The organism is Thermococcus cleftensis (assembly GCF_000265525.1).
GTDB lineage: Archaea > Methanobacteriota_B > Thermococci > Thermococcales > Thermococcaceae > Thermococcus > Thermococcus cleftensis.
On sequence record NC_018015.1, the window covers coordinates 1233304 to 1253729 of the forward strand.

23 protein-coding genes are annotated in these 20426 nt (G+C 56.9%); 7 read left to right on the forward strand and 16 right to left on the reverse strand.

Annotated elements, in window-relative coordinates; translation table 11 throughout:
• Window positions 1-21: 21 nt before the first annotated feature.
• From CL1_RS06620 to CL1_RS06640, 5 genes are read right to left on the reverse strand one after another with little or no spacing between them, the layout of a single operon-like run.
• Window positions 22-831, reverse strand: coding sequence for a hypothetical protein (locus CL1_RS06620; protein WP_014789110.1), 810 nt, complete (start codon window positions 829-831; stop codon window positions 22-24).
• The gene (locus CL1_RS06625; protein WP_014789111.1) at window positions 828-2072 is read right to left on the reverse strand and encodes a DUF58 domain-containing protein; all 1245 of its coding nucleotides are present in this window, start codon (window positions 2070-2072) and stop codon (window positions 828-830) included. The genes CL1_RS06620 and CL1_RS06625 overlap by 4 nt, the downstream gene beginning before the upstream one ends.
• The gene (locus CL1_RS06630) at window positions 2069-2248 is read right to left on the reverse strand and encodes a hypothetical protein (RefSeq protein WP_048152067.1); all 180 of its coding nucleotides are present in this window, start codon (window positions 2246-2248) and stop codon (window positions 2069-2071) included. The genes CL1_RS06625 and CL1_RS06630 overlap by 4 nt, the downstream gene beginning before the upstream one ends.
• Entirely contained in the window at window positions 2245-3219 is a 975-nt protein-coding gene (locus CL1_RS06635) for a hypothetical protein (RefSeq protein ID WP_014789112.1), read from the reverse strand. The genes CL1_RS06630 and CL1_RS06635 overlap by 4 nt, the downstream gene beginning before the upstream one ends.
• Window positions 3212-6412, reverse strand: a complete 3201-nt coding sequence (locus tag CL1_RS06640; protein WP_048152071.1) for a transglutaminase domain-containing protein — start codon at window positions 6410-6412, stop codon at window positions 3212-3214. Before CL1_RS06640 ends, CL1_RS06635 begins: the two co-directional genes overlap by 8 nt.
• Before the next feature lie 114 nt (window positions 6413-6526).
• Here CL1_RS06640 and CL1_RS06645 point away from each other — a divergent pair, with 114 nt between their 5' ends.
• The 4 genes from CL1_RS06645 (at window position 6527) to CL1_RS06660 (ending at window position 10038) form a co-directional block, all read left to right on the forward strand.
• Window positions 6527-7312: a BtpA/SgcQ family protein gene (locus tag CL1_RS06645; RefSeq protein ID WP_014789114.1), complete on the forward strand. Its 786-nt coding sequence runs from the start codon at window positions 6527-6529 to the stop codon at window positions 7310-7312.
• Between the two features lie 125 nt (window positions 7313-7437).
• On the forward strand, window positions 7438-7821 hold the full coding sequence (locus tag CL1_RS06650; protein ID WP_014789115.1) for a hypothetical protein: 384 nt from the start codon (window positions 7438-7440) through the stop codon (window positions 7819-7821).
• A 72-nt stretch (window positions 7822-7893) separates the two neighbouring features.
• On the forward strand, window positions 7894-9243 hold the full coding sequence (gene glmM / locus CL1_RS06655; protein ID WP_014789116.1) for a phosphoglucosamine mutase: 1350 nt from the start codon (window positions 7894-7896) through the stop codon (window positions 9241-9243).
• 12 nt (window positions 9244-9255) lie between these two features.
• The gene (locus tag CL1_RS06660) at window positions 9256-10038 is read left to right on the forward strand and encodes a hypothetical protein (RefSeq protein WP_048152074.1); all 783 of its coding nucleotides are present in this window, start codon (window positions 9256-9258) and stop codon (window positions 10036-10038) included.
• 6 nt (window positions 10039-10044) lie between these two features.
• Here the strand turns inward: CL1_RS06660 and CL1_RS06665 are convergent, their stop codons facing one another.
• Genes CL1_RS06665 through CL1_RS06690 form a run of 6 tightly spaced genes read right to left on the reverse strand, consistent with a single transcriptional unit; the run spans window position 10045 to window position 13274 of the window.
• Window positions 10045-10611 (reverse strand): metal-dependent hydrolase, encoded by a 567-nt coding sequence (locus tag CL1_RS06665; RefSeq protein ID WP_014789118.1) that lies wholly within the window; start codon window positions 10609-10611, stop codon window positions 10045-10047.
• The gene (locus tag CL1_RS06670) at window positions 10608-11204 is read right to left on the reverse strand and encodes a hypothetical protein (protein WP_014789119.1); all 597 of its coding nucleotides are present in this window, start codon (window positions 11202-11204) and stop codon (window positions 10608-10610) included. The genes CL1_RS06665 and CL1_RS06670 overlap by 4 nt, the downstream gene beginning before the upstream one ends.
• A complete protein-coding gene (locus tag CL1_RS06675; RefSeq protein WP_014789120.1) occupies window positions 11201-11641 on the reverse strand; it encodes a PIN domain-containing protein in 441 nt (146 codons plus the stop codon). Before CL1_RS06675 ends, CL1_RS06670 begins: the two co-directional genes overlap by 4 nt.
• On the reverse strand, window positions 11641-11865 hold the full coding sequence (locus CL1_RS06680; RefSeq protein ID WP_014789121.1) for a hypothetical protein: 225 nt from the start codon (window positions 11863-11865) through the stop codon (window positions 11641-11643). The genes CL1_RS06675 and CL1_RS06680 overlap by 1 nt, the downstream gene beginning before the upstream one ends.
• Window positions 11866-11898: 33 nt before the next feature.
• A complete protein-coding gene (locus CL1_RS06685) occupies window positions 11899-12477 on the reverse strand; it encodes an AAA family ATPase (protein ID WP_014789122.1) in 579 nt (192 codons plus the stop codon).
• A complete protein-coding gene (locus CL1_RS06690) occupies window positions 12474-13274 on the reverse strand; it encodes a hypothetical protein (RefSeq protein ID WP_014789123.1) in 801 nt (266 codons plus the stop codon). The genes CL1_RS06685 and CL1_RS06690 overlap by 4 nt, the downstream gene beginning before the upstream one ends.
• 108 nt (window positions 13275-13382) lie before the next feature.
• Here CL1_RS06690 and CL1_RS06695 point away from each other — a divergent pair, with 108 nt between their 5' ends.
• Window positions 13383-13976, forward strand: coding sequence for an ECF transporter S component (locus tag CL1_RS06695; RefSeq protein WP_335324031.1), 594 nt, complete (start codon window positions 13383-13385; stop codon window positions 13974-13976).
• 17 nt (window positions 13977-13993) lie between these two features.
• Here CL1_RS06695 and pyrI read toward each other — a convergent pair whose 3' ends face one another.
• Together pyrI and pyrB are read right to left on the reverse strand one after the other, a co-directional pair.
• The gene (gene pyrI / locus CL1_RS06700; protein ID WP_014789125.1) at window positions 13994-14449 is read right to left on the reverse strand and encodes an aspartate carbamoyltransferase regulatory subunit; all 456 of its coding nucleotides are present in this window, start codon (window positions 14447-14449) and stop codon (window positions 13994-13996) included.
• On the reverse strand, window positions 14450-15385 hold the full coding sequence (gene pyrB, locus CL1_RS06705) for an aspartate carbamoyltransferase (protein WP_014789126.1): 936 nt from the start codon (window positions 15383-15385) through the stop codon (window positions 14450-14452). It lies immediately after the preceding gene.
• 118 nt (window positions 15386-15503) lie between these two features.
• Between pyrB and CL1_RS06710 the strand changes: the two genes are divergently transcribed.
• Together CL1_RS06710 and CL1_RS06715 are read left to right on the forward strand one after the other, a co-directional pair.
• The gene (locus CL1_RS06710) at window positions 15504-16400 is read left to right on the forward strand and encodes a thiamine-phosphate synthase family protein (RefSeq protein ID WP_014789127.1); all 897 of its coding nucleotides are present in this window, start codon (window positions 15504-15506) and stop codon (window positions 16398-16400) included.
• Window positions 16401-16648: 248 nt separating this feature from the next.
• Window positions 16649-17062, forward strand: coding sequence for a secondary thiamine-phosphate synthase enzyme YjbQ (locus CL1_RS06715; RefSeq protein WP_014789128.1), 414 nt, complete (start codon window positions 16649-16651; stop codon window positions 17060-17062).
• 74 nt (window positions 17063-17136) lie between these two features.
• Here CL1_RS06715 and CL1_RS06720 read toward each other — a convergent pair whose 3' ends face one another.
• The 3 genes from CL1_RS06720 to CL1_RS06730 all read right to left on the reverse strand — a co-directional run bounded on the left by CL1_RS06720 (window position 17137) and on the right by CL1_RS06730 (window position 20208).
• Window positions 17137-18063, reverse strand: a complete 927-nt coding sequence (locus tag CL1_RS06720) for a hypothetical protein (RefSeq protein WP_148267292.1) — start codon at window positions 18061-18063, stop codon at window positions 17137-17139.
• A gap of 528 nt (window positions 18064-18591) precedes the next feature.
• On the reverse strand, window positions 18592-18822 hold the full coding sequence (locus tag CL1_RS06725) for a PLDc N-terminal domain-containing protein (protein ID WP_014789130.1): 231 nt from the start codon (window positions 18820-18822) through the stop codon (window positions 18592-18594).
• Window positions 18823-18858: 36 nt separating this feature from the next.
• Window positions 18859-20208, reverse strand: a complete 1350-nt coding sequence (locus CL1_RS06730; RefSeq protein WP_014789131.1) for a cyclic 2,3-diphosphoglycerate synthase — start codon at window positions 20206-20208, stop codon at window positions 18859-18861.
• Window positions 20209-20426: the final 218 nt, after the last annotated feature.

A 20426-nucleotide genomic window follows, 5' to 3' on the forward strand; every position in this document is an offset into this window, starting at 1 on the left:
GAATATGCTCGGCGACCTATATTAACCTTCCCTATCCACCCGATAGAGAAGGAACAGCGTTTTCCCGTCGGTGCTCTCAATCAGGGGGATTAGAATTCTCTCCCCATCATCGTTTCTCAGCCTCACCCTCTTTGGTCTCTCCTCAAGCTCCACCTCCAGTCTGAGGGTGTCCCACTCGAACGCGGAGGAACGGCTGATGGGAACGCTTTTCTCTCCCCCCGATGTTTCGATTACCACCTCTCCGTTCATCGGCGGAACCTCGACGGCCGCGATTACCCTCCCGTACCTTCCGCCCTCCACCGACGAGTAGGCCAGCACGATTCCCAGGAGAAGGAGGAGCAGGGGGAGGACGATTCCCCCGGTGGTGATGTTAAGGCTTCTTCCGAGCCACATCAGGCCGGTCGAGACCAGGAGGGCCAGAACAACCACTGGCAGGGCGTAAATGAAGACCCTCCAGCCCGGCACTCCAAGTGCCTTTTCCAGTCCCTCCGCGGAGTCCGCGTACTCGGCCAGAACGCTCAGCCCGATCAGTGATAGGATTACCGCGGGGCTGGAGAAGTAGGGGTCATTCAGCACGGCCTCGCTTATGGCCTCGTGAGCCTGGGGGAAGGCAACCCTCAGGAACCCGGAGAGGGCCATCGCGTAGGGCACGGAGTAGAGGACGGTAGAGAGGAATACCGTCCCGCTCGCCGAGCCGCCCAGCAGGTGGAGACCCAGGAGGATTATTCCCACCGCGGTGGCGAGGAGGGGGTCTCCGCCGAAGGCGCTCGAGTAGGCGAGTGGGGTAAGCGCTATCGCCGGAGCGACGACCGCGAGCTTCAGGACTCTCACGCTATCTCCCCCAGGAGTTTGCTTAGCGTCTCGCCCAGGTCTTCCCTTCCCGGAACCCAGCGGACGACGTGGGCCAGGCCCTCAAGCTCCCCGAGCACGGCGCGCTTCTCTAGCTCGATGAGGGTTCCCGTTCTCTCGTCGAGGGTCGGGTAAACCGAGACGTCCACGAGCACGGGGCGCCTTCTCTCCACCCTCCCCACGGTTCTGAGCCCCCTGGTGGTATCCTCCTTCGTCCCCTCGAGCACGTTGGAGACGTAGATGACCAGGGGGCTGTACTGGACGAGGGCCCGCTTGAGCCTCTCCACGGCGTCGGAAAGGCTCTCCTCCTCACCTGGAACCCTCTCGAAGTCCATCATTGTCCTGACGATGCTCTCGAGCTGTCTCCTCCCGGTGGTGGGAGGCAGGAACTTTCTCGCCCCCAGGAGGTAGAGGCCCACGTGGTAGTCTCTCCGGAGGTAGTGATGGGCCGTCGAAGCCACGAGCTTCATCGCGTGCTCGTAGGGGCTCTCACCCTCAGTTCCCACCTTCATCTCCTCCCTCGCGTCCACGATGAAGAGTACCGCCTTCTTTCCTTCCCTCTCGAACTCGTTCACCAGAACCCTTCCCGTTCTTGCAGTGGCCTTCCAGTTGATGAGCTTCATCGGGTCGCCGGTCCGGTAGTCCCTTATCTCCTTGAAGTCCGTGGAGATGGGCCCCCTTATGGAGAAGCTCGTCTCGGGGACGCTTATCCTGGCTTTCCTCCTCGTTCCGGTCACCGGAACGGCCCTTATCATCTCGGGAACAGCTATAAGCAGCAGCTCCCGGCCGTAGATCCCCCAGCGGTACCTCGTCCCCAGGGGGTTCCTTGCGGTGACTTCCGTCCTCGGCAGGGTGTAGGTTCCCCTCAGGGTTGGTTTTATCCTGTAGGTGTAGCGAACCCTCAGCGGTTTTGGCCCCTTGAAGAATGCCCTGGCGTTGCTTCCCGCGGTGAGGGCCGTGCTCCTCGGCAGTCTGTCCTTGACCGCCACAATCCCCAGCCCCCTCCCCACGCTCACCTCTACCTCAACCTCGACCTCCTCTCCCAGCCGGATTTCCCGCTTCGAGAGCCTCTTCCTTACCTCGATTTTCCCGGGCGGGTCAATGAGCGCCGCCAGCGCCAGGACTGAGAGCGGCACCAAGGCTAGTGCAATCATTCCCGGGGCCAGGAGGGCCGTTCCCAGTATCAGTGCCCAGAGGACGTACCCCACCAGGCGCTTCTTCATTTTTCCTCGCCTTTTGGCACTGGAGTCTTCCTCAGGGCCTCCCTCACGGCCTCTTCTCCACTCACACCCTTAGAAGAAAACTCGGGCTTGATAACGGCCCCATTACCAACAAAAACCTCCGAGATCGTTTCAACTACCCCCTCCAGTCTTTCTGGGGCTTTATCTATTCCCATCATTTCTCCCACCCCATCATCTTTCTCAGCTCCTCGAGAACTTCCTCAACGATTCTGGCCCTCCGCTCTAGCTCCCTTCTCTCTATGACCCGCCTTATCCACGGGGGCGTTAGCGGGGAGGTTTTTCTCCCCTCGTAGTCCGCTATCCTGGCTATCAGCTCCTCGAACTCTTCCCTCTCCTCGAAGACCCTTGCCCCGTAGTATGCCAGGAACGCCGTGAGCGGTCCCCTCCTTCCCCTGACCACGAAGTCCTCTATCGCCTTGCTGGCGTTTTCCAGTTCCTTTCCCAGCTTCCTGGCCGTCTTCGACTCGTGCCTCCTCCACTGGGAGATGAGGTACTCCTCCGGGTCGCTCCCGCTCACGTGGGCGTGAACGAGGCTCCCGGCCGTTATTACCGCCAGCAGTAGGGCCAGCCACTCGCCATAGAACACCAGCGATGGGTGGCTTTCGCTCAGGGTCCCCCTGAAGGACGCGTACAGGCCGAGCGCTCCCCCGAGGACTCCCACCCCGATGAGGTTCCTCTCCACCGGCTCGGCCCAGGAGTGCCCCCTCTCGTGGAGTTCGGCCAGGAGGTAGCCTGCGAGGAGGAAAAGGCCAGCGTAGGTGAAGACGCTCCCGATAGGCTCGAGCGGCGGAAGGAGCGAGAGGCCGTAGAGGAAAACCATCAGCCCGGCACCCCTGGCCGTTCTCGAGAAGCGCTCGAGCCTCGGCGCGATGAGGGCCGTTCCTCCTCCGAGGATTACCAGAGCCAGGGGCACGGTGCCGACGGCGAGCGCGAGACCGACGATCCTGACCGCGAGGCCCGCCTTTTCTCCCCTGGCGGCTTCGACGGCGTCCCCGGCCATCATGAAAACGGTCAGAATGAGGGCTGGTCTGAGAAGGTTTTCCAGACCTCCAACGCGCGTTGAGAGGGCGTAGATTAGACCCAGTATCCCGAGGTACACCGCGACCCTTCCCAAGTTGGGCTTAAACAACGCATTCACCCCCGGTAAGCTCGAGCATCGCGCGGTGGAAGCGTATGAACTCCTCCCTCGTCACCTCCCCTCCGCCGTACTTGACTCTCTCGAGTGTCTCCGTCACCACGTTGATGGGCTCCCAGGGGTACATCATGTCCTTCAACGCCTTCGCTATTTCCCTCGGCGTCAGTTCCTCGACATTGAGTCCGGCTTTCCTGGCCCATGGGAGGAAGCACCTCTCGTAGTCCTCGACCACCACTTTGCCGTAGCTCGGAACCACCCTGACCGCGGTCCTTTCAACTTCGTCCCCGCAGATGGCTTCAATCTCGTGCCTCCCCGGCGGAAGGTCCAGCCGGAACCTTCTCCCCCTGCCGAGCGGCGTCCCATCGACGCGGAGCTCGGCCTCACCGCCGCACTCCACCTCCAGCTCGATCTCCTCGCCCTTCCTGAAGAGGGGCAAACCGTCCCGGAAGATTATCTTGACGGTTCTTCCCGAGGTCTCTTCCCGCCTCGTCCTTCCAAGCCAGTACTTCCCTGCGAGGACGCCGACGATCGCCAGGACAACCAGGTAAGGCCAGGGAAAGCTCTTCTCCCTCGAGAGGACGATGTGAAGCTCGGCCCTCGTGGGGAGGTAGTAAGTCGAACCCCTGAAGACAACCGTCACCGTTTCGTTGGTCTCCTCGTCGGGCACAGGGAGGTAAACGGTCGCTATTCCCGAGCCGTTGGTGAGGGCTAGGGTTGAGAAGTTCCCCGCCTTCACCTCGAGCTGGATCCCCTCCACGGGTTCGTCCAGGACGTCGGTCACCTTGAGTTCCACCCGGGCCTTCTCCTCTCCCTCCGCCCGTTTGGTGAGGGCCTCTATCCTCAGGGGTGAGACCACCTTCACCGCCGTCCTCCCGAGGACCCTCGCTCCCTGCCTGAACTCCACGGACTTCTCGCCAACGGTCTGGAATGGCTCGAGGGTCAGGCTGAAGCTTCCGTTGGCCACTCTAACGGTGTAGGTCTTTTCAGGGAACACGTAGGCCTCTATCACAGCGTCCTCTATTCCGATCACCCTCCCGCTGATTTTGACCGGCTCCCCGGGTCCTGCCTCTACCTCCCTCGGCAGCTCAAGCTCCACCGCCGCGACGGTGACGTTCAGGACGGAGGGCGCGTAATCCTTGCTCCCCGGGTGTTCCAGGGTCAGAACGTGCCTCCCGACCTCTGGAAGGTAAAGTCTCAGCGAGAAGCCCCCGCTCGTCAGGGTTTTTGTCCCTCCCAACGGCCTTCCGTCAAGGTAATAATTCACGCTGGCGTTGGCTATCGGCCTTCCCGCTCCGTCCCTCAGCGTCCCGACGATGGTAACGTTGCCAGGTCTGGTCAGAATCGGCCCGGAAAGCGAGAATCTGGAGAGCCCCCTGATTCTGACCGTGACCACGTTGCCTCCTGGGAGGTAGGGATATCCAATGGGTGCGATGTAGTAGAGCATCACCTGTCCCGTTCCGGGTTCGAGGTACGGAGGAATCCTGGCGAGAACGGAGAAGGTTCCGTTCGAGACGTTGGAAACCCCGAGGAGGATCATTCTATTCCCGTCGCTGATGAAGGCCGCTGCCTTGCCCCTTGTCGGTCTTTCGCCCGTGGGGGTAATCACCTCGCCCGTTAAGTTAAGGAACTCCCCCGCGGTCAGGGTTTTTGGAACGTTGGCTTTCACCTCCGTCCTCTCAACAACGATCACCGGCAGGTAAACGGGGAACTTCTGGCCGTCCTTCGTCACCACCAGCTTCTCCACGTGGAGGCCGTTTGGGTAGTCGGCCGGGGCGTTGAGCCTGACGTAGATCTTCGTCTCGTTTCTTACCGTTTCGATGGCGGACCAGGACTCAACGAGGCGTGAATCGGTCTCCAGGTCGATTTTCCCCGTTCCGTAAACCGTGATTTCAACCTCCTCGCTCCCGCTCTTGAGCAGATTAACGGCCGTCCGGTTTGGCCTCGCCGAAAGCTCGCCCGGAACCAAAACCTGGGCGAACCTTACGATGCTCTCTCCCCTTTCAGTCGAGGCGTTCACTATTATGGGGTAGTATCCGGGTTTCCAGAACGGGCCGATTGTCACGTTGTGTATCCCCGATTCGTTGATTAGGGCAATGACACCAACTTCCGGTGCCTTTACCTCAACCCTTGCCCCGCTCTCGCTCGCCACGCGCTCGAACCTGATCCCCAGGGTTCCCGTCCCGTTCGGTTCGAGAATCGGGGGGACACCCCTGATTGACAGCTCGAAGGGGGTGTAAACGTTCGGGTCTGGGTGGAGGGGGTCGAAGACTAGCCAGCCGGCGCCGTTGAAGTAAACCTCCGCCCAGAAGTGCCTGTTTTTCTCGGTCACGACCTGGGTCTGGGGTATCGCCTCGATGTATAGGCCCTCCACCAGCCTCGCGGGAAGGTCGTTGAGCCTCGCGAGGATCACGAAGGCCGTTGCGAAGTCGTACGGAGTGCCAGCCTTCGAGTCAAGGAGGAACCACCTCAGCCTGTCGGTGCCTTCCGGTGGAGCTACATCGTCCTCCACCCGATAGTTCTCGGCCAAGTATCTAGCTATCCTGACGGCCTTCTCGTAGTCCGAGAGCGAGCCGAGGGTTATCCCCCTAGCCAGAGATTCCAGCCTCGTGTCGTTGGGGGCGGAGAGGTAGATGCTCTGGTTTCCAGCTGTGAGGTTCACCAGGTGGGGCCAGTCAAATGTGTAGCTGACCGAGGAGAAGGAGTAGGAACTTACCCTCAGGCCGGTTCTGAAGAGGTTGTACTCCGGCACCACCTCCGCCCCGGCCCCCTCGACCCTCGTCGTGTAGAGGGACGTGAAGAGGTTCCCGGTGAGGGGTGTGAAAGATACCACCGTCACGTTGTCCCTCTCGGCATGGTGTGGAACGGTTATCTCCGGTGGGGCGATGACGTTCCTCTGAACCGCCGTGGCGTTCCTGGTCACCCACCTTCCTGCCTCGTAGTCCGTGTAAACGTTGAGCCTCAGGTAGTGGGTGTGTGCTGCCCCGCTGACCAGAAGAACGAGGTTTGGTTCCCCGGGCGGTCCGGTCTCGTTGGTCTCGTTCCCGGGCGGAAGCTTTGGGGAGAGGAGCTCCTCGATGCTCTTCGTCCCCGGGGGCGCCTTTATGATGACTGGCCTCAGGGCGATCGAAGTGAGGAGCAGGGAGATTAGGGTTATGGTGAGAAAGGTCACTTGCTTTCTTTGCACCATGATGTTCCTTACCTCAACCACTGATTATATAAGGCTTTGCATTGATGTGCAGATGTGAGCATTTCCCTCCAAAACCCTTAACTATTCCCTGCCCTTTGTTGGCTTGGTGGTGGTATGGACTTTGGAAGGAAGCCGCTCATCGGAATGGTACACCTCAAGCCCCTTCCCGGCTCGTACCTCTACGACGGGAACCTTGAGGCGGTCATCGAGAGAGCTATACGCGATGCCAGGACGTTAGAAAAAGCGGGCTTTGACGCGATAATGGTGGAAAACTTCGGCGATGTTCCGTTCCCGAAGTACGTGGACAAGACGACAGTGGCCGCTTTTACCGCGGTGGCCAAAGCGGTGCGCGACGAGGTGAGCATTCCCCTCGGAATAAACGTTCTCCGCAACGACGGGATAGCCGCTTACTCCATAGCCTACGCCGTCAAAGCGGACTTCATAAGGGTGAACGTGCTGAGCGGTGTGGCTTACACCGACCAGGGCGTAATCGAGGGCATCGCCCACGAGCTGGCAAGGCTCAGAAAACTCCTTCCGAGCAGAATAGAGGTCTTCGCCGACGTCCACGTCAAGCACGCGGTCCACTTCTTCGACTTCGAGGACGCCATCAGGGACACCGTTGAGAGGGGCCTTGCAGATGCCGTAGTGGTGAGCGGGAAGGCAACAGGAAAACCCGTCGATGTGGAAAAGCTCGCCCTGGCTAAGAGGATCTCGCCGGTGCCAGTGGTGGTGGGTTCGGGCACTTCCTACAACAACCTTCCCGAGCTGTGGAAGTACGCCGATGCCTTCATAGTTGGCACGTGGATCAAGCACGACGGCAAGGTTGAGAACGAGGTCTCGCTTGAGAGGGCTGGAAAGCTGGTGGAACTGGCGAGAAATCTTCGAAAAACCTATCCGTAATGTCCTTTTACGGAATTTTCTTTTCCGAAAGGCTTATTACTCTTGAATGCGTAATTAGTTAAGTCGAACCTGTCCCGCTTTTCTTTTCTGCGAGATGGTTTGGTGAACTGTGAGAGGTGCTTACAATGGGATTGTTGAAAAAGCTGGTGGTTGGGTTTTTCCTTCTCCTGGTCCTCGGAATGGTGGCAGTGTTCGGAATGCAGTACTACTATGAGACGGCATACGACAAGGTCCCGGTCGAGGTCAAGAGCGAGACCGTCAGCGGGGACGTCTTCTACCTTTCGCACGTCCTTGAGCCCGGCAAGTACAAGATAACCGCGGACAGCGAGGGGACGGTGGTGAAGATAACGATACTCGATGGAAGCGGGAACGTTGTAACCGAATCCGAGACGAACGAGTTCATATACGGCTCGAGCCAGCCCTTCCAGGTGAGGATCGACTACAAAGCTCCAGAGAACGTGGACACCTACAACGTGTCGGTCGGTATTTACAGGCTCGTAAAGAAGTGACGAAAGCGTTATATCTCCCTTTTTTGATTTCCCCACAAAGCCAGTCTCTCAATTTCATACCGGGTGGTCGAGATGGGGAAGTACTTCGGAACCAGCGGGATTCGAGAGGTCGTCAACGAAAAGCTGACCCCCGAGCTCGCTCTCAACGTCGGAAGGGCCCTCGGGACGTTTCTCGAAGGGGGAACGGTCGTCGTAGGTATGGACACGAGGACGAGCGGCGAGATGGTAAAGCAAGCTTTAATAAGCGGCCTCCTCTCAACCGGGGTCGATGTGGTAGACATAGGCCTCGCGCCCACCCCGCTGACAGGCTTTGCAATCAAACTCTACAATGCCGATGCCGGCGTCACAATAACCGCCTCCCATAATCCCCCGGAGTACAACGGCATAAAGGTCTGGCAGGCCAACGGAATGGCCTACACCCCCGAGATGGAGAACAGACTTGAGGCCATTCTGGAGTCCGGAAACTTCAGGAAGGCCCCGTGGAACGAGATTGGAGCGCCCAGAAAAGCCGACCCCAGGGAGGAGTACATAAAAACCGCCCTCGATATGGTTCACCTTGAGGATTCCTACACCGTCGTTATCGATTCGGGCAACGGGGCAGGCTCTGTTCTCAGCCCCTACCTCCAGCGCGAGCTGGGGAACAGGGTTATAAGCCTCAACTCCCACCCGAGCGGATTCTTCGTTAGAGAGCTTGAGCCGAACGCCAGGAGTCTCTCGATGCTGGCCAAGACAGTTAAGGCCATGGGCGCCGATGTTGGGATAGCGCACGACGGCGACGCGGACAGGATTGGCGTCGTCGATGACGGGGGAAACTTCGTGGAATACGAGGTCATGCTGAGCCTCATAGCCGGCTACATGCTGAGGAAGTTCGGAAAGGGAAAGGTGGTAACGACGGTCGATGCCGGCTTTGCCCTCGATGACTACGTTAGGCCACTCGGCGGGGAGGTCGTGAGGACCCGCGTTGGAGATGTGGCCGTTGCCGACGAGCTTGCCAGACACGGCGGGGTCTTCGGCGGCGAGCCGAGCGGGACGTGGATAATGCCGGAGTGGAACCTAACGCCGGACGGTATTTTCGCCGGGGCGCTGGTCCTTGAGATGATCGACAGGCTCGGCCCACTGAGCGAACTCGCTAAAGAAGTCCCGCGCTACGTGACGCTTCGCGCCAAGATACCCTGCCCCAACGAAAAGAAGGCCAGGGCGATGGCGCTCATAGCCGAGGAAGCCCTCAGGAGCTTCGACTACGAGAGGCTCATAGACATCGACGGCGTTAGAATAGAGGGTGCCGACTGGTGGATTCTGTTTAGGCCGAGCGGGACGGAGCCGATAATGCGCATAACCCTCGAAGCGCACACAGAGGAAAGAGCAAAGGCGCTGATGGAAAAGGCCGAGGAGATCGTGAGGAGGGCGGTGGAGAGAGCTTGAGGTGGTGTGGGCTTGGATTGGCAGAGTTTTGGGGCTAATTTAATTATAAGTGCAATTGCTACCATTTTATTGATTCTAGCTAACTGGGTGGTTAATGCATGGGATAGACATTCAGGTTGGGGACAATGGAAGCAAACTTTTTTGAGATATTCACCTGTTTTATCTGTTTATGTTGAGGTTCAAAAACAGAAAATCCGGATATTGGAAAAATGGAAGACAATTGGAGGATTGTTATTTTTTGTATTGGTGTCATTGAATGTATTTGAAATGATATTTGTTCCATTACTCCCTTCATGGTGGGGGAGAAGTCCTGACGGGGTGTATTCTCTTCTGCTTGCTATATATTTCCTTTTGGAATTGCTTTTAATGAGTTCAGTTTTAACAAGGGTTTTACTCGGGGCTAATGTCACTAGGGAGTATCATGGAGTTCGTTTTACTATCTACTCGATATATCTTAGTGCTATCGGTATTATCTTAGCAGGAATGAATCTCAAGAGAGATGAACCTTCTTCGCTTTTTGGTCTCCTTGTATTTCAGGCCATAGTTGTTGGAATAGTCGCATTAGCTGGGAAGTATTTAGAACTCTCACTGTTTAATATATTGTGGAACAAAAGAATAAAAGACGACAGTTATACCGTGTTTCCTTATCTCAAACTAACTTTAAAGTCCGGGCGAGTAATTTCGGGGAGACTAGTTGATTTTATGGACAGATCAAACTTAGTGATTAAACATGGTAGAGAGTATATTCATGTGCCTTGGAATGAAGTTGAAGTTATTCATATCTTGGATCAATAACCTTTCTCACTTCAACCTCTTCAGCTTCTTCCCTATTATCGCGAAGGTCGCTATCAACGCCATCAGCATGACCCAGCCCAGGTTCCGGCTCGTCTCCTCGGGCAGGAGCAGGTAGGCGAAGAGCACCAGCGTGGCGAAGGTGACCAGTATCAGAACCAGCCCCTCTCCCCGCGTTCCGGTTCTTATCTTCCCCCTCGGGTGGAAGCTCGAAAAGCGGCTCCACTTAATGCCCGAGACCGTCAGGGTGTCCGCGAAGAGGTGGGAGATGTAACCGATGAAGAACGCTATGCCTAGCCAGTAGCTGTCGGTTATCCAGTAGGCAAGGCCGCCAACGAGGGCGGTTATTAAAAAAGCCGCCTCTATCGTGTGGGTCGCGCCCCTGTGCTCGACGAAGCGGGGCATGACCGTTCCACCGGGGAGCTTGGTAGAGATGTAGGACTTGGGGTGGTCTATGTCGGGCATCAAGGCTCCAAGGGCCGCCATTCCAATGTTGATTAAGCTCATCGGGGCGCCGAAGAGCACCGCTATTAGGTAGAAGAGAACCCCGAAGACAACGTGGGTGTACCACATCATTTTGCATCATCTGGCCCCAGTTCGGCAAGAACCGATTTAACCCTTTCCATGCTGCCCTCGACGTCGTCCTTGTCGAACTCAACGTAAACCCCCTCCGGGAACCTCGCGGTGAGTATCTCGAAGAGTATCCCGGGCATCTTCACGAGCTTGAAGTTCTGTCCCTCGACGATCTCCCTCGAACGTCTCACTCTCTCCTCCTTTCCCAGGTAGAAGAACTCCTGCATGGCGGAATAGGGGTAGCCCTCTGGGTCGCTGGAGCTGGTGTGAAAGACGCCGCAGGTTGGCGAGCCTTTAACGCCGATTAAGACGACCTTCTCTGGCCTCTCCTCGGTCAAGACCCGGCCTATGAAGTCTGCTATCACCTTGGCCCTCTCCCTCATGCCCAGCCTCCCGTAAACTTCCCTGCTCGCCGGTGCCCTCGGCCAGCCGATCAGCTCGAACTCTGGGCAGGGATAGGCTAAAACCTGCCAGCCCTCGCCTAGCTCTTCGATAAACTTCCTCAAAAGCTGGGCCGTCCTGTACTCCTTCTCTTTCGGCCCGCGGTAGACGTAGAAGGGGCTGAGCAGGCAGGGTGCTATGACGAGGAGTTTCATGGCTCCTCACCTCCGAAGAGCAGTTCTACCGCCTCACTGAGGGTCATCACCGGCAGGCCCTGCTCTCCGAGGGCCGAAATCAGCCTCTTGTCACCCGTGAGGAGGGGTGAGCCGGTGGCCAGAACCGTTGCAACGTACAGGACATCGTACGGGTCGGGGCTTATCGCCCTTGCCTCCTCGATCCTCTCCTTCACCCACTCAAAGGGGACGACCGTCGTTTGGAAGCGGATGAGCGAGAGCATCTCCTCGAGGTCGTTCCGGTCGAGTCTCGTTAGCCTCACCAGCCTGTCCATGTGCCCGTAAAGCTCCTCCCCGAAGAACTCGGGGACGAGGAAGTTGAACTGCCTCGCTATGTGGTTCACGGCGAACAGCCTGTGGGCGACGCCCCTGCTGTGCAGGGCTGAGAAGGCCACGTTGAAGTCGAGGATGACCTCCATCAAAGCACCCCGTAGCGCTTGGCAAGTCGTTCTTTCATGGCCCTTGAAAGCTCTTCGGCGTCCTTCTCCTCGAGTTCGCTCCTCTCGGCCAGGACGATGAACCGCTGGGCCCTCTGAATCCTCTCCTCGATCTCCCTTAGCACTTCCAGCTCTATCTTCCTCAGGGCCCTTGGAGTTAGCACGTTCTCAAGTTCCTTGGGAACTTTGACCACTATGTCTCCCATACGCTCACCGGCTAAATTTTGGTTCCCACCCTATTAAACCTTCCCCGCTATCTCCTCGATGATCCTCTCTACCTTCTCCCTCAGCTCCTCCAGCGTCCCCTCGTTGACTATCACGTAATCCGCTAGGCCCTTCAGCTCGCTCGTGTGGTACAACCGCTCCTCGGCGTCGTCCATGCTTTTAAAGTCCTCAAAGCTCTTTATGCCCTTATCCTTGCTCGCCTTCCTCTTCACCAGCCGCTTGAACCTTATCTCGGGCCTCGCCTCGACGTAAATCACCTTTCCGCCGAGTTTCTTTATCGCCTCTATCTCCTCCCGCGAGCGGACGCCGTCTATGACGATGTTCCTGCAGTTCCTCTTTTTATCGACGGCGAGCCTTATGAGGACGTCCCCGCCGTACTTCTCCTTCAGGTACTTCCCGAACTCTATGAGCCTCTCGCGCGTCGGTTCGGCCTTTTCAGGCAGTTCCGGGATCCACGAGTAGTCGGAAACGTTGTGGGTGAGCAGGTCTATCAGCGGGTCGCTGCAGGAAACCCTGCAGAATCCCTTCTCCTCGAAGAACCTGGCAACGGTGGTCTTTCCGGCGGCGATCTTTCCAACGACACCGACTATCATCTTCTCCACATCCTCCAGATTAGATTGGCCCCGTCGGTCGATTCCATAAGCCCCTCGTAGGTTAAGTCTGTGATGAACCGGATTAAGGCTTTTTTGTCGTATACCACCGGCCTCTCGAAGCCGAAGAGGTACTTCAGCTCGAAGAAGCCGATGTGGAGCAGTCGGAAGGGGTTGAGGAGGGCGATTTCCTTCTCGAATCTTAGACCGAAGGGAAAATCGGCGAGGACGAGCTTCGCTTTCCTCTCTCCCGCGAGATTGATGAGCTTTTCCCCATCGGGGAAGAGAACCTCCGCCGGCTCACCATCAATCGGCTCGTACTTCATCTTTGGAAAGGCGTATTTTAGCCCCACCGCCTCGTAGGGAAGATTCAGCCTTTCGGCAAAGCCGAGCAAAGCTTTCGCGTTGAAGCTCAGGAAGACGAGTGTTCTGACGTTCCCGCTAACCTCGGGCCACTTTCTTGGCGGGAAGCGCTTCTCGGCCTCGATAATTGGTTTTAGAAACTCAAGCTCCGTCCCTTCGACGAGCCTTTCCGCTTCCTCAAGCTTCCTCCGCTTTATCTCCAGGTCGAGGTTGGAGTAGACGGTAACCTGCTTCACCCCGAGCCTCTCGCGGAGCTTCCCGATGACGAGGCTGTTGCCTATGACGACGCTCTTGTCCGTCCTGTCGTGGGCGATTATGAAGAGCTTGTCGCCCTCGGGGTCGTAGCGGACCTCGTCTATCCTGAATGGGCTGTCCGGAAAGCCGTTCTCACGCCTTATTGCCCTCACCAGCTCCGATATTCCCTCGACCGTGAACATGGTCCTTCCCTCCTACCTCGCGGGGTCGGCTTTTAAGGTTCTCGCCGGAAGATTGTTCCATTATGGGAACAAAAATTTATAAAATCTGGAACAAACCTTCGCCCGGTGATGGGTGTGAGGATGAGTTCGAGGGAGATAGCTCTAATCGGAATGATGCTCGGCCTCTCGCTGCTCTTCGATGTGATGCCGATTGAGATGCCCACAGTGTGGGGTATGAAGATAGACCTCGTGGCGGTTCCGATAATAATGGTTTACCTCCTCACAGGCTTCACCGGCGGCTTAACCGCGGTTCTGCTCCTCTTTGCGGGCCTGAGCGTCGTCTCCTCCGCCAGCTGGCTCGGGGCGATGATGAAGTCCTTCGCGACCCTGGCGGTCATAGTGGGCTTTGAAGTGGCGAAGAGGGCTACAGGCTTCGAGCTTTCCACCGGTGGGGGGAAACTCGTGGTCTTCGCCGTCCTGGCCTACCTCGCCGGCCTTGCCGTCAGGATACCGCTCATGCTGGCCCTCAACTACTACGTTGCCCTTGAGATATGGCTCGGCCTCCCGAGGGAGCAGGTGGTTCAGGCTGTCGAGAGCTGGACCGGTGTTCCGTTCTGGGTTGCCATCGGCCTTCCGAACGCGATACAGAGCGCCATAGACGTCTTCCTGGGACTGGCGGCGACGATACCGGTGCTGAGAAGGGTTCCCCACCTGCTGGAATAATGGAAACTGAAAAGGGGCTAGAGGTTGCCCATTATCTCCTCTTCTTCCATCGTCCTCTCGCAGTAGTGGCAACGTAGCTTGAGGGGTTCCTTCGAGACGACGTGGAACCTTGGCTTCACGTGCTCGTGGTTGCTGACGCAGTTTGGGTTGGGACAGCGAAGGATTCCAACTATCTCGCCCGGAATCGAGACCTTGAACTTCTCCACTATCTTGTAGTCCCTGACTATGTTCACCGTTGCGCTCGGGGCGATGAGGGCTATCTTGTTCACTTCCTCCTCGCTCAGGTAGCGCCCCTCGACCTTGACGATGTCCTTCCTTCCGAGCTTCCCGCTTGGGACGTTCGAGGCTATGAGCAGGGTCCCCCCGTTGGGCTTGGTTAGGCCGAGAATCTCGATGACCTTGAGCCACTTTCCGGCGGGAATGTGGTCTATAACCGTTCCTTCCGGAATTACTTCAACCTTGAGCTCGGGCATTCAGAATCCCTCCAAGACTCCAAGGGTTAATCCGAGGAGTGCCATTCTAACGGGAACACCCGAAAAGACCTGCCTGAAGTAGAGGGCGTGCGGGGTTTTATCCACCTCCGGGTGAATCTCGTCCACCCTCGGGAGCGGGTGCATCACCTTGAGGCGCTCCTTGGCGTTCTTCAATACTTTGGGGTTCACCTGGTAGCTCCCCTTCACCTTGAGGTACTCCTCCTCGTCGGGAAAGCGCTCGCGCTGGATTCTCGTGACGTAGAGGACGTCGAGCTCTGGAATCGCCCCCTCAAGGTCGGTTGTCTCGTGGACCTTAACGCCTTTCTCGCGGAGCTCCTCGATGATGTGCCTCGGCATTCTCAGGAGTTCGGGTGAGATGAGGTAGAGCTCGACGTCGTAGAAGGCTAAAGCCTCCGCGAGGCTGTGAACCGTTCTCCCGTACTTCAGGTCGCCGAGCAGGCCAATTGTTAGGCCGTCAATCATTCCGAAGGCGCGCTTTATGGTGTAGAGGTCAAGGAGCGTTTGGGTCGGGTGCTGGTTGCTTCCGTCGCCGGCGTTGATGACAGGTATCTCCGCCACCTCCGCCGCTAACCTTGCGGCACCCTCCATCGGGTGCCTTATCACGATGACATCGCTGTACTGCTCGACCGTCTTTATTGTGTCTGCCAGGCTCTCGCCCTTCTTTACGCTCGTGCTTGAGGCCGAGGAGAAGCCTATGACCGAGCCCCCCAGCCTGTGCATCGCGCTCTCGAAGCTCAGCCGTGTCCTCGTTGAAGGCTCGAAGAAGAGCGTGGCGAGTATCTTCCCTCGTGCGTAGTCGAGCGAGCCCTTCTCCTTCAGCTCAGTTTCAAGCCTTTCGGCAACCTTCAAAACAAACTCGATATCCTCCTTCGAGAAGTCCCTAACGCTTATCACGTCGCGTCCTTTCCAGTCCATAGAAGCCCTTCCGGTGTAAAAATCGATGGGTTTTTAAACGTTTTTTGACAAAATCTTGTTGAGGCAAGCCTTTAAACCCAGGTTCGAAGTTTCAATAACCCGGTTTTAGGGTGGTGCTATGAGGACGCCGAGCGTTTACGTCGCGGAGGAGCTGATGCCCTACCTGCGCGCCAGGATAGCTGAAGGCCTCTACCGGGCGGGAATGCGGCAGTCGGTGATAGGTGAATACCTCGGCATAACCCAGGCGATGGTAAGCAAGTACCTGGCGGGCAAATACAAGCGCCCCCCGGCCGAGGTCGCGGAAAAGCTTGACGAGATAGCTGGGGAGGCGATACGGCTGATTCTCTTCGGCGGTAAGAAGGAGGAAGCTATAGCTCTCGTTTCCAGGAGGATTTTCGAGCTGTTTCAGACCGGCTTCCTGTGCCGCTTTTACTCTGCATACTCCGGGGTGAGCGAAGAGACCTGCCGCTCGATGTTCTCGGTTCAGGGGAACAGGGCAGAGGTGATAGAGGTTCTCAACCTGGCCCTCGGAGAGCTTGCCAAGATGAGGGGATTCCCCAGCCTCATTCCGGAGGTTAGGAGCAACCTTGCCTATGCCCTTCCATCTCCGCGCGGCCCGGAGGACGTGGCCGCTGTTCCTGGCAGGATAACGGCCGCGAAGGGAAGGGTCTTCTACCTCCCGCCGGAGTTCGGGGCGAGTCACTTTACCGCTGGTATACTGGTCGAGCTCGCCTCCATCAGGCCGGAAATCAGGAGCGTCCTCAACATCAGGCACGGTGGGGACGTCGAGACCGCCCTGGGGAGGGCCGGCTTCAAGGTCTGCCGGGTGAGGACCGGCGGGCTGGAGGAGAACGAGGCGGTCAGGGTCATCGCGGGGGCTCTTGGAGAACGGCCCTGCGATGCGGTCATAGACGAAGGCGGGCCGGGTGTTGAGCCGCTGGTTTACATCTTCGGGGAAAGCCCGATGGAGGTCGTGGAGAAGGTCAGGAGGCTCATCGGTGCGCTGGAGGAGTGACGGCCCCCTGCTGGCTTATCTGGTCCTTCTCTTTCTCCTCAACTGCCTTCCCCCGTTGGGGGCGGCGACAAGCTTGCCCACCTCATTATGTTTCTATTCCTGGGCTTCCTCGGCTTTAGAAAATGGGAGTCCTTCTTCCCGTTCTCACAGGCTTCTCCAGCTTCTGGTCTCAGGAAGGACGTTCTCCCCCGCTGACATGGCGGCAAACTTAATAGGCTTCTCCGCCGGAGTTCTGCTCGGGTGGTTGTATGAGGGTCGTGACGAGGGAGTTGAGGTTTCAGACGGAGGGCGAGATTGACCTCGTTGATATAACCGCGGAAGTAGAGAGGGTAGTTGAGGAGTCTGGGATAGAGAACGGACTCTGCCTCGTCTTCGTTCCCGGAGCGACCGGGGCCATAGTGACGATAGAGCACGAGTCCGGCCTTCTTGAGGACTTCAGGAGAGCACTTAAGGAGCTTATACCTAAAGGCAAGGGTTACCTCCACGACAGGATAGACGATAACGCCCACAGCCACCTCCGCGCTACGCTCCTCGGGGCGAGTGAGTGCTTCCCCGTCGTTGACGGCAGGCTCGTGAGGGGCACGTGGCAGCAGATTTTCTTCGTCGAGCTGGACGTGATACCGAGGCACAGGAGGGTCATCGTTCAGGTGGTTGGGGAGTGAGGACTCCCGGCTCTCACACCTTTATAAACCTTGAGAAGTGGGAGTTCTTATTATCTCAAAAATTGAAAAACGAATCATGAATCGTACTCAACAATCTTCCAGGGATACACCGTCACGTGGAACTTTATCGGCGGCGCGCTCATGGTGTATATGGCTCCGCTTCCGCCCCTGACCCAGAAGGTTCCCTTCACAACGTGGTCCAGGCTTAAATAGTAGGTACGTCCCATTCCCTTTGATGGATCCGCTGAGAATATCGCCGAGGGTTCCACGGTCAGCTGTGATCCCCAGGCTATGTCAGGGCGGAGATAATGTTGTTTGTAGTACTCATGAATGACATCGAGCCTGCTCTCGTATCCGCTGGTGCGGTCCTTCCATTTCATGTAATAACCGTCGCTGGTTTCATAACTGACGGTGGCACTTACAGATCCTTCTTTTGCATTGTTGATCTGGAATGTGTAACTGTAAACCGTTTTAGGACCTCCGTCGTTTTTGGGGCACCAGTCCTCTATCTGCTGCCACGGGTTCTGCGGGTGGTTGGCGTCTATTATTGTCTCCAGGCTTTTTACGGCCACGGTAGATGCCATTGCCCTGCCCTGGGTTACTGTGTGAACGAGATACCAGTACTGGCCGGAGGTTGTTGTCACGTAGCTGTAGTCCGCTTTGAATTCAAGGTAGGCGCGTGGGGCGGAATCCAGCGTGCTTCTCTTCCAGTGAACGCTCCCTATGGGATTCCAGTCATAGGAGACCTGAAGGCTTAGGGGCGATAACTTGGACCTGGCGGATAGGATTTCAATGTCCGTTCTTTTTACCCCCTCACTTATCTTCTGGAGTTCGCGTACCTCCCGCTGCGGGTCTATTCCCGGGCCTTCGACAATGTAGTATACCGTGTAGTACCTGTCCCCGGGGGTTGGCTTGGTCACTATTCCGATGAACTTTACGTTGGACTTCTTCAGTTCCTTGAAGTCCAGGACGATACCCAATTTTGTCCTAAGAGAATCCACCAGCCTCCGGGCATTCTCTGGAGCGTCGTCTCCGTAGAAGTAAACGGGATTACCTCTTAGAAGCCTCTGAGCGGATTCCGAGATGACTACGTCTTGGCCCTGGAAATCCGTTTCCGGATTATTGAGTATGGGAGTCACGAGGCTCAGCGTACTTAGCAGGATAGTCAAACTGAGGAGCAATCCCACGATTGGTGCTCTCATTTTCTGGGCCTCCTCCGGTTTATGGGACATATTATACTTTGTGCAATTGTATTTAGACTTTTCTATTGTCGGTTTAATTTAAAGATCAATGTTGTTTCGTTACTGATTATCTTGTTATGTGTTTGAATGAACAGCGAGAAGAAAAAGAGCTTGAGAATACTCCTGTGGTGGGCTTCCCACATGGTTTGTTTTACTTAGAATTTGAGAACCGATAGGATTTTTCCCTCTATTGTCTTATGTGGAACATAAAGGGGGTAATAACCCGCCCAAGTTCATTGACTCCGCCCTCGGCGGTGCTCCCCGGGCAGAATGAGTTGGGCGTTGTACCTAAAAGGCTTCCGGTTCCCTTTCGTAGCGATGCTCGCGCTTGATGACGAAGTAGTAAACAGCCGCGCCGATCGGCCCCAGGAGGAAGGCGACGGTTATCCAGATGACCTTCTCCACCCCAGGCATTCTCTTCTGCCTGGTCACCGAGTCGAGGGTTACCCAGACGATTGAGAGGAGCATTGAGATGCTGTAGATAAACAGAAGAACCCCGGTGTAGTCGGCGTTTGACATGAAAACCACCGGAAGAATGATTAAAAATGGAAAAGGTCACTCCTTCTTGAGCTTCTCGCACTTCTCGACGAACTCCTTGAGAATGTCCCTGAGCTTCGGCTCGCCGATCTCCTCAAGCTCGTAGCGGACGCGAACGGCCGGCTTGTTGAGCTTCATGACGCGGCGGAGGTCGATGGGGGTACCCATGATGACGACGTCTGCATCTGCGCGGTTGATGGTCTCCTCAAGCTCCTTGATCTGCTTGGCGCCGTAGCCCATGGCCGGCAGGATAACGTCAAGATGGCTGTACTTCTTGTAGGTCTCAACGATCGAGCCGACGGCGTAGGGCCTTGGATCGACTATCTCCTTAGCCCCGTACTTCTTGGCGGCTATGTAGCCGGCACCGTACTTCATGCCACCGTGGGTGAGGGTCGGACCGTCCTCAACGACGAGAACGCGCTTGCCCTTTATCAGCTCCGGCTTGTCCACGTAGAGCGGTGAGGCACCATCGATGACGATGGCGTTCGGGTTGACCTTCTCGATGCTCTCGCGGACCTTCTGAATGTCGTCCCTGTTGGCGGTGTCTATCTTGTTGATGATTATGACGTCAGCGGCGCGGAAGTTGGTCTCACCCGGGTGGTACTTGAGCTCGTGGCCGGGCCTGTGCGGGTCGGTGACGACTATCCAGAGGTCCGGCTCGTAGAACGGGAAGTCGTTGTTTCCGCCGTCCCAGAGGATTATGTCGGCCTCCTTCTCGGCCTCGCGGAGGATCTTCTCGTAGTCAACGCCGGCATAGACGACCATGCCCCTGTCGATGTAGGGCTCGTACTCCTCGCGCTCCTCGATGGTGCACTCGTGCTTGTCGAGGTCCTCATAGCTGGCGAAGCGCTGGACGACCTGCTTCCTGAGGTCACCATAGGGCATCGGGTGCCTTATGGCAACGACCTTGTAGCCCATTTCCTGGAGGATCTGGGCGACCTTCCTGCTGGTCTGGCTCTTTCCACAGCCGGTTCTGACTGCCGTAACCGCTATGACGGGCTTGGTGCTCTTCAGCATGGTGCTCTTCGGTCCAAGGAGCCAGAAGTCGGCTCCAGCGGAGTGAGCCCTGCTCGCGAGGTGCATGACGTGCTCGTGGGAGACGTCGGAGTAGGCGAAGACGACGATGTCGATGTCGTGCTCCTTGATTATCTTCTCCATATCGTCCTCGCTCCAGATTGGGATTCCGTTCGGGTAGAGCTCGCCGGCGAGCTCGGGCGGGTAAAGCCTGCCCTCGATGTCGGGAATCTGAGTTGCGGTGAAGGCCACAACCTCGTACTCGGGGTTGTCCCTGAAGAACACGTTGAAGTTGTGGAAGTCCCTACCAGCGGCGCCCAAAATGAGAACCCTCTTTCTCTTCTTTTCGGCCATGTTGACCACCTCAAAAGCTGTTAATTCGGCACTGGTGTATCGTTTTTGGCATTTATAACGGTTTTTGTTTAATGGTGCAAGCTTCTGGCGTGAATTATTCGGAACGGCCCTCAGCAAACTGAAAAACATTCAAGCACCGCTGGATAATCTCCGTCTGAATTTACCTGTGGGGTTAATAACCTGCACTGCCATTCCCTAACGTCCACAATCGTTAATAA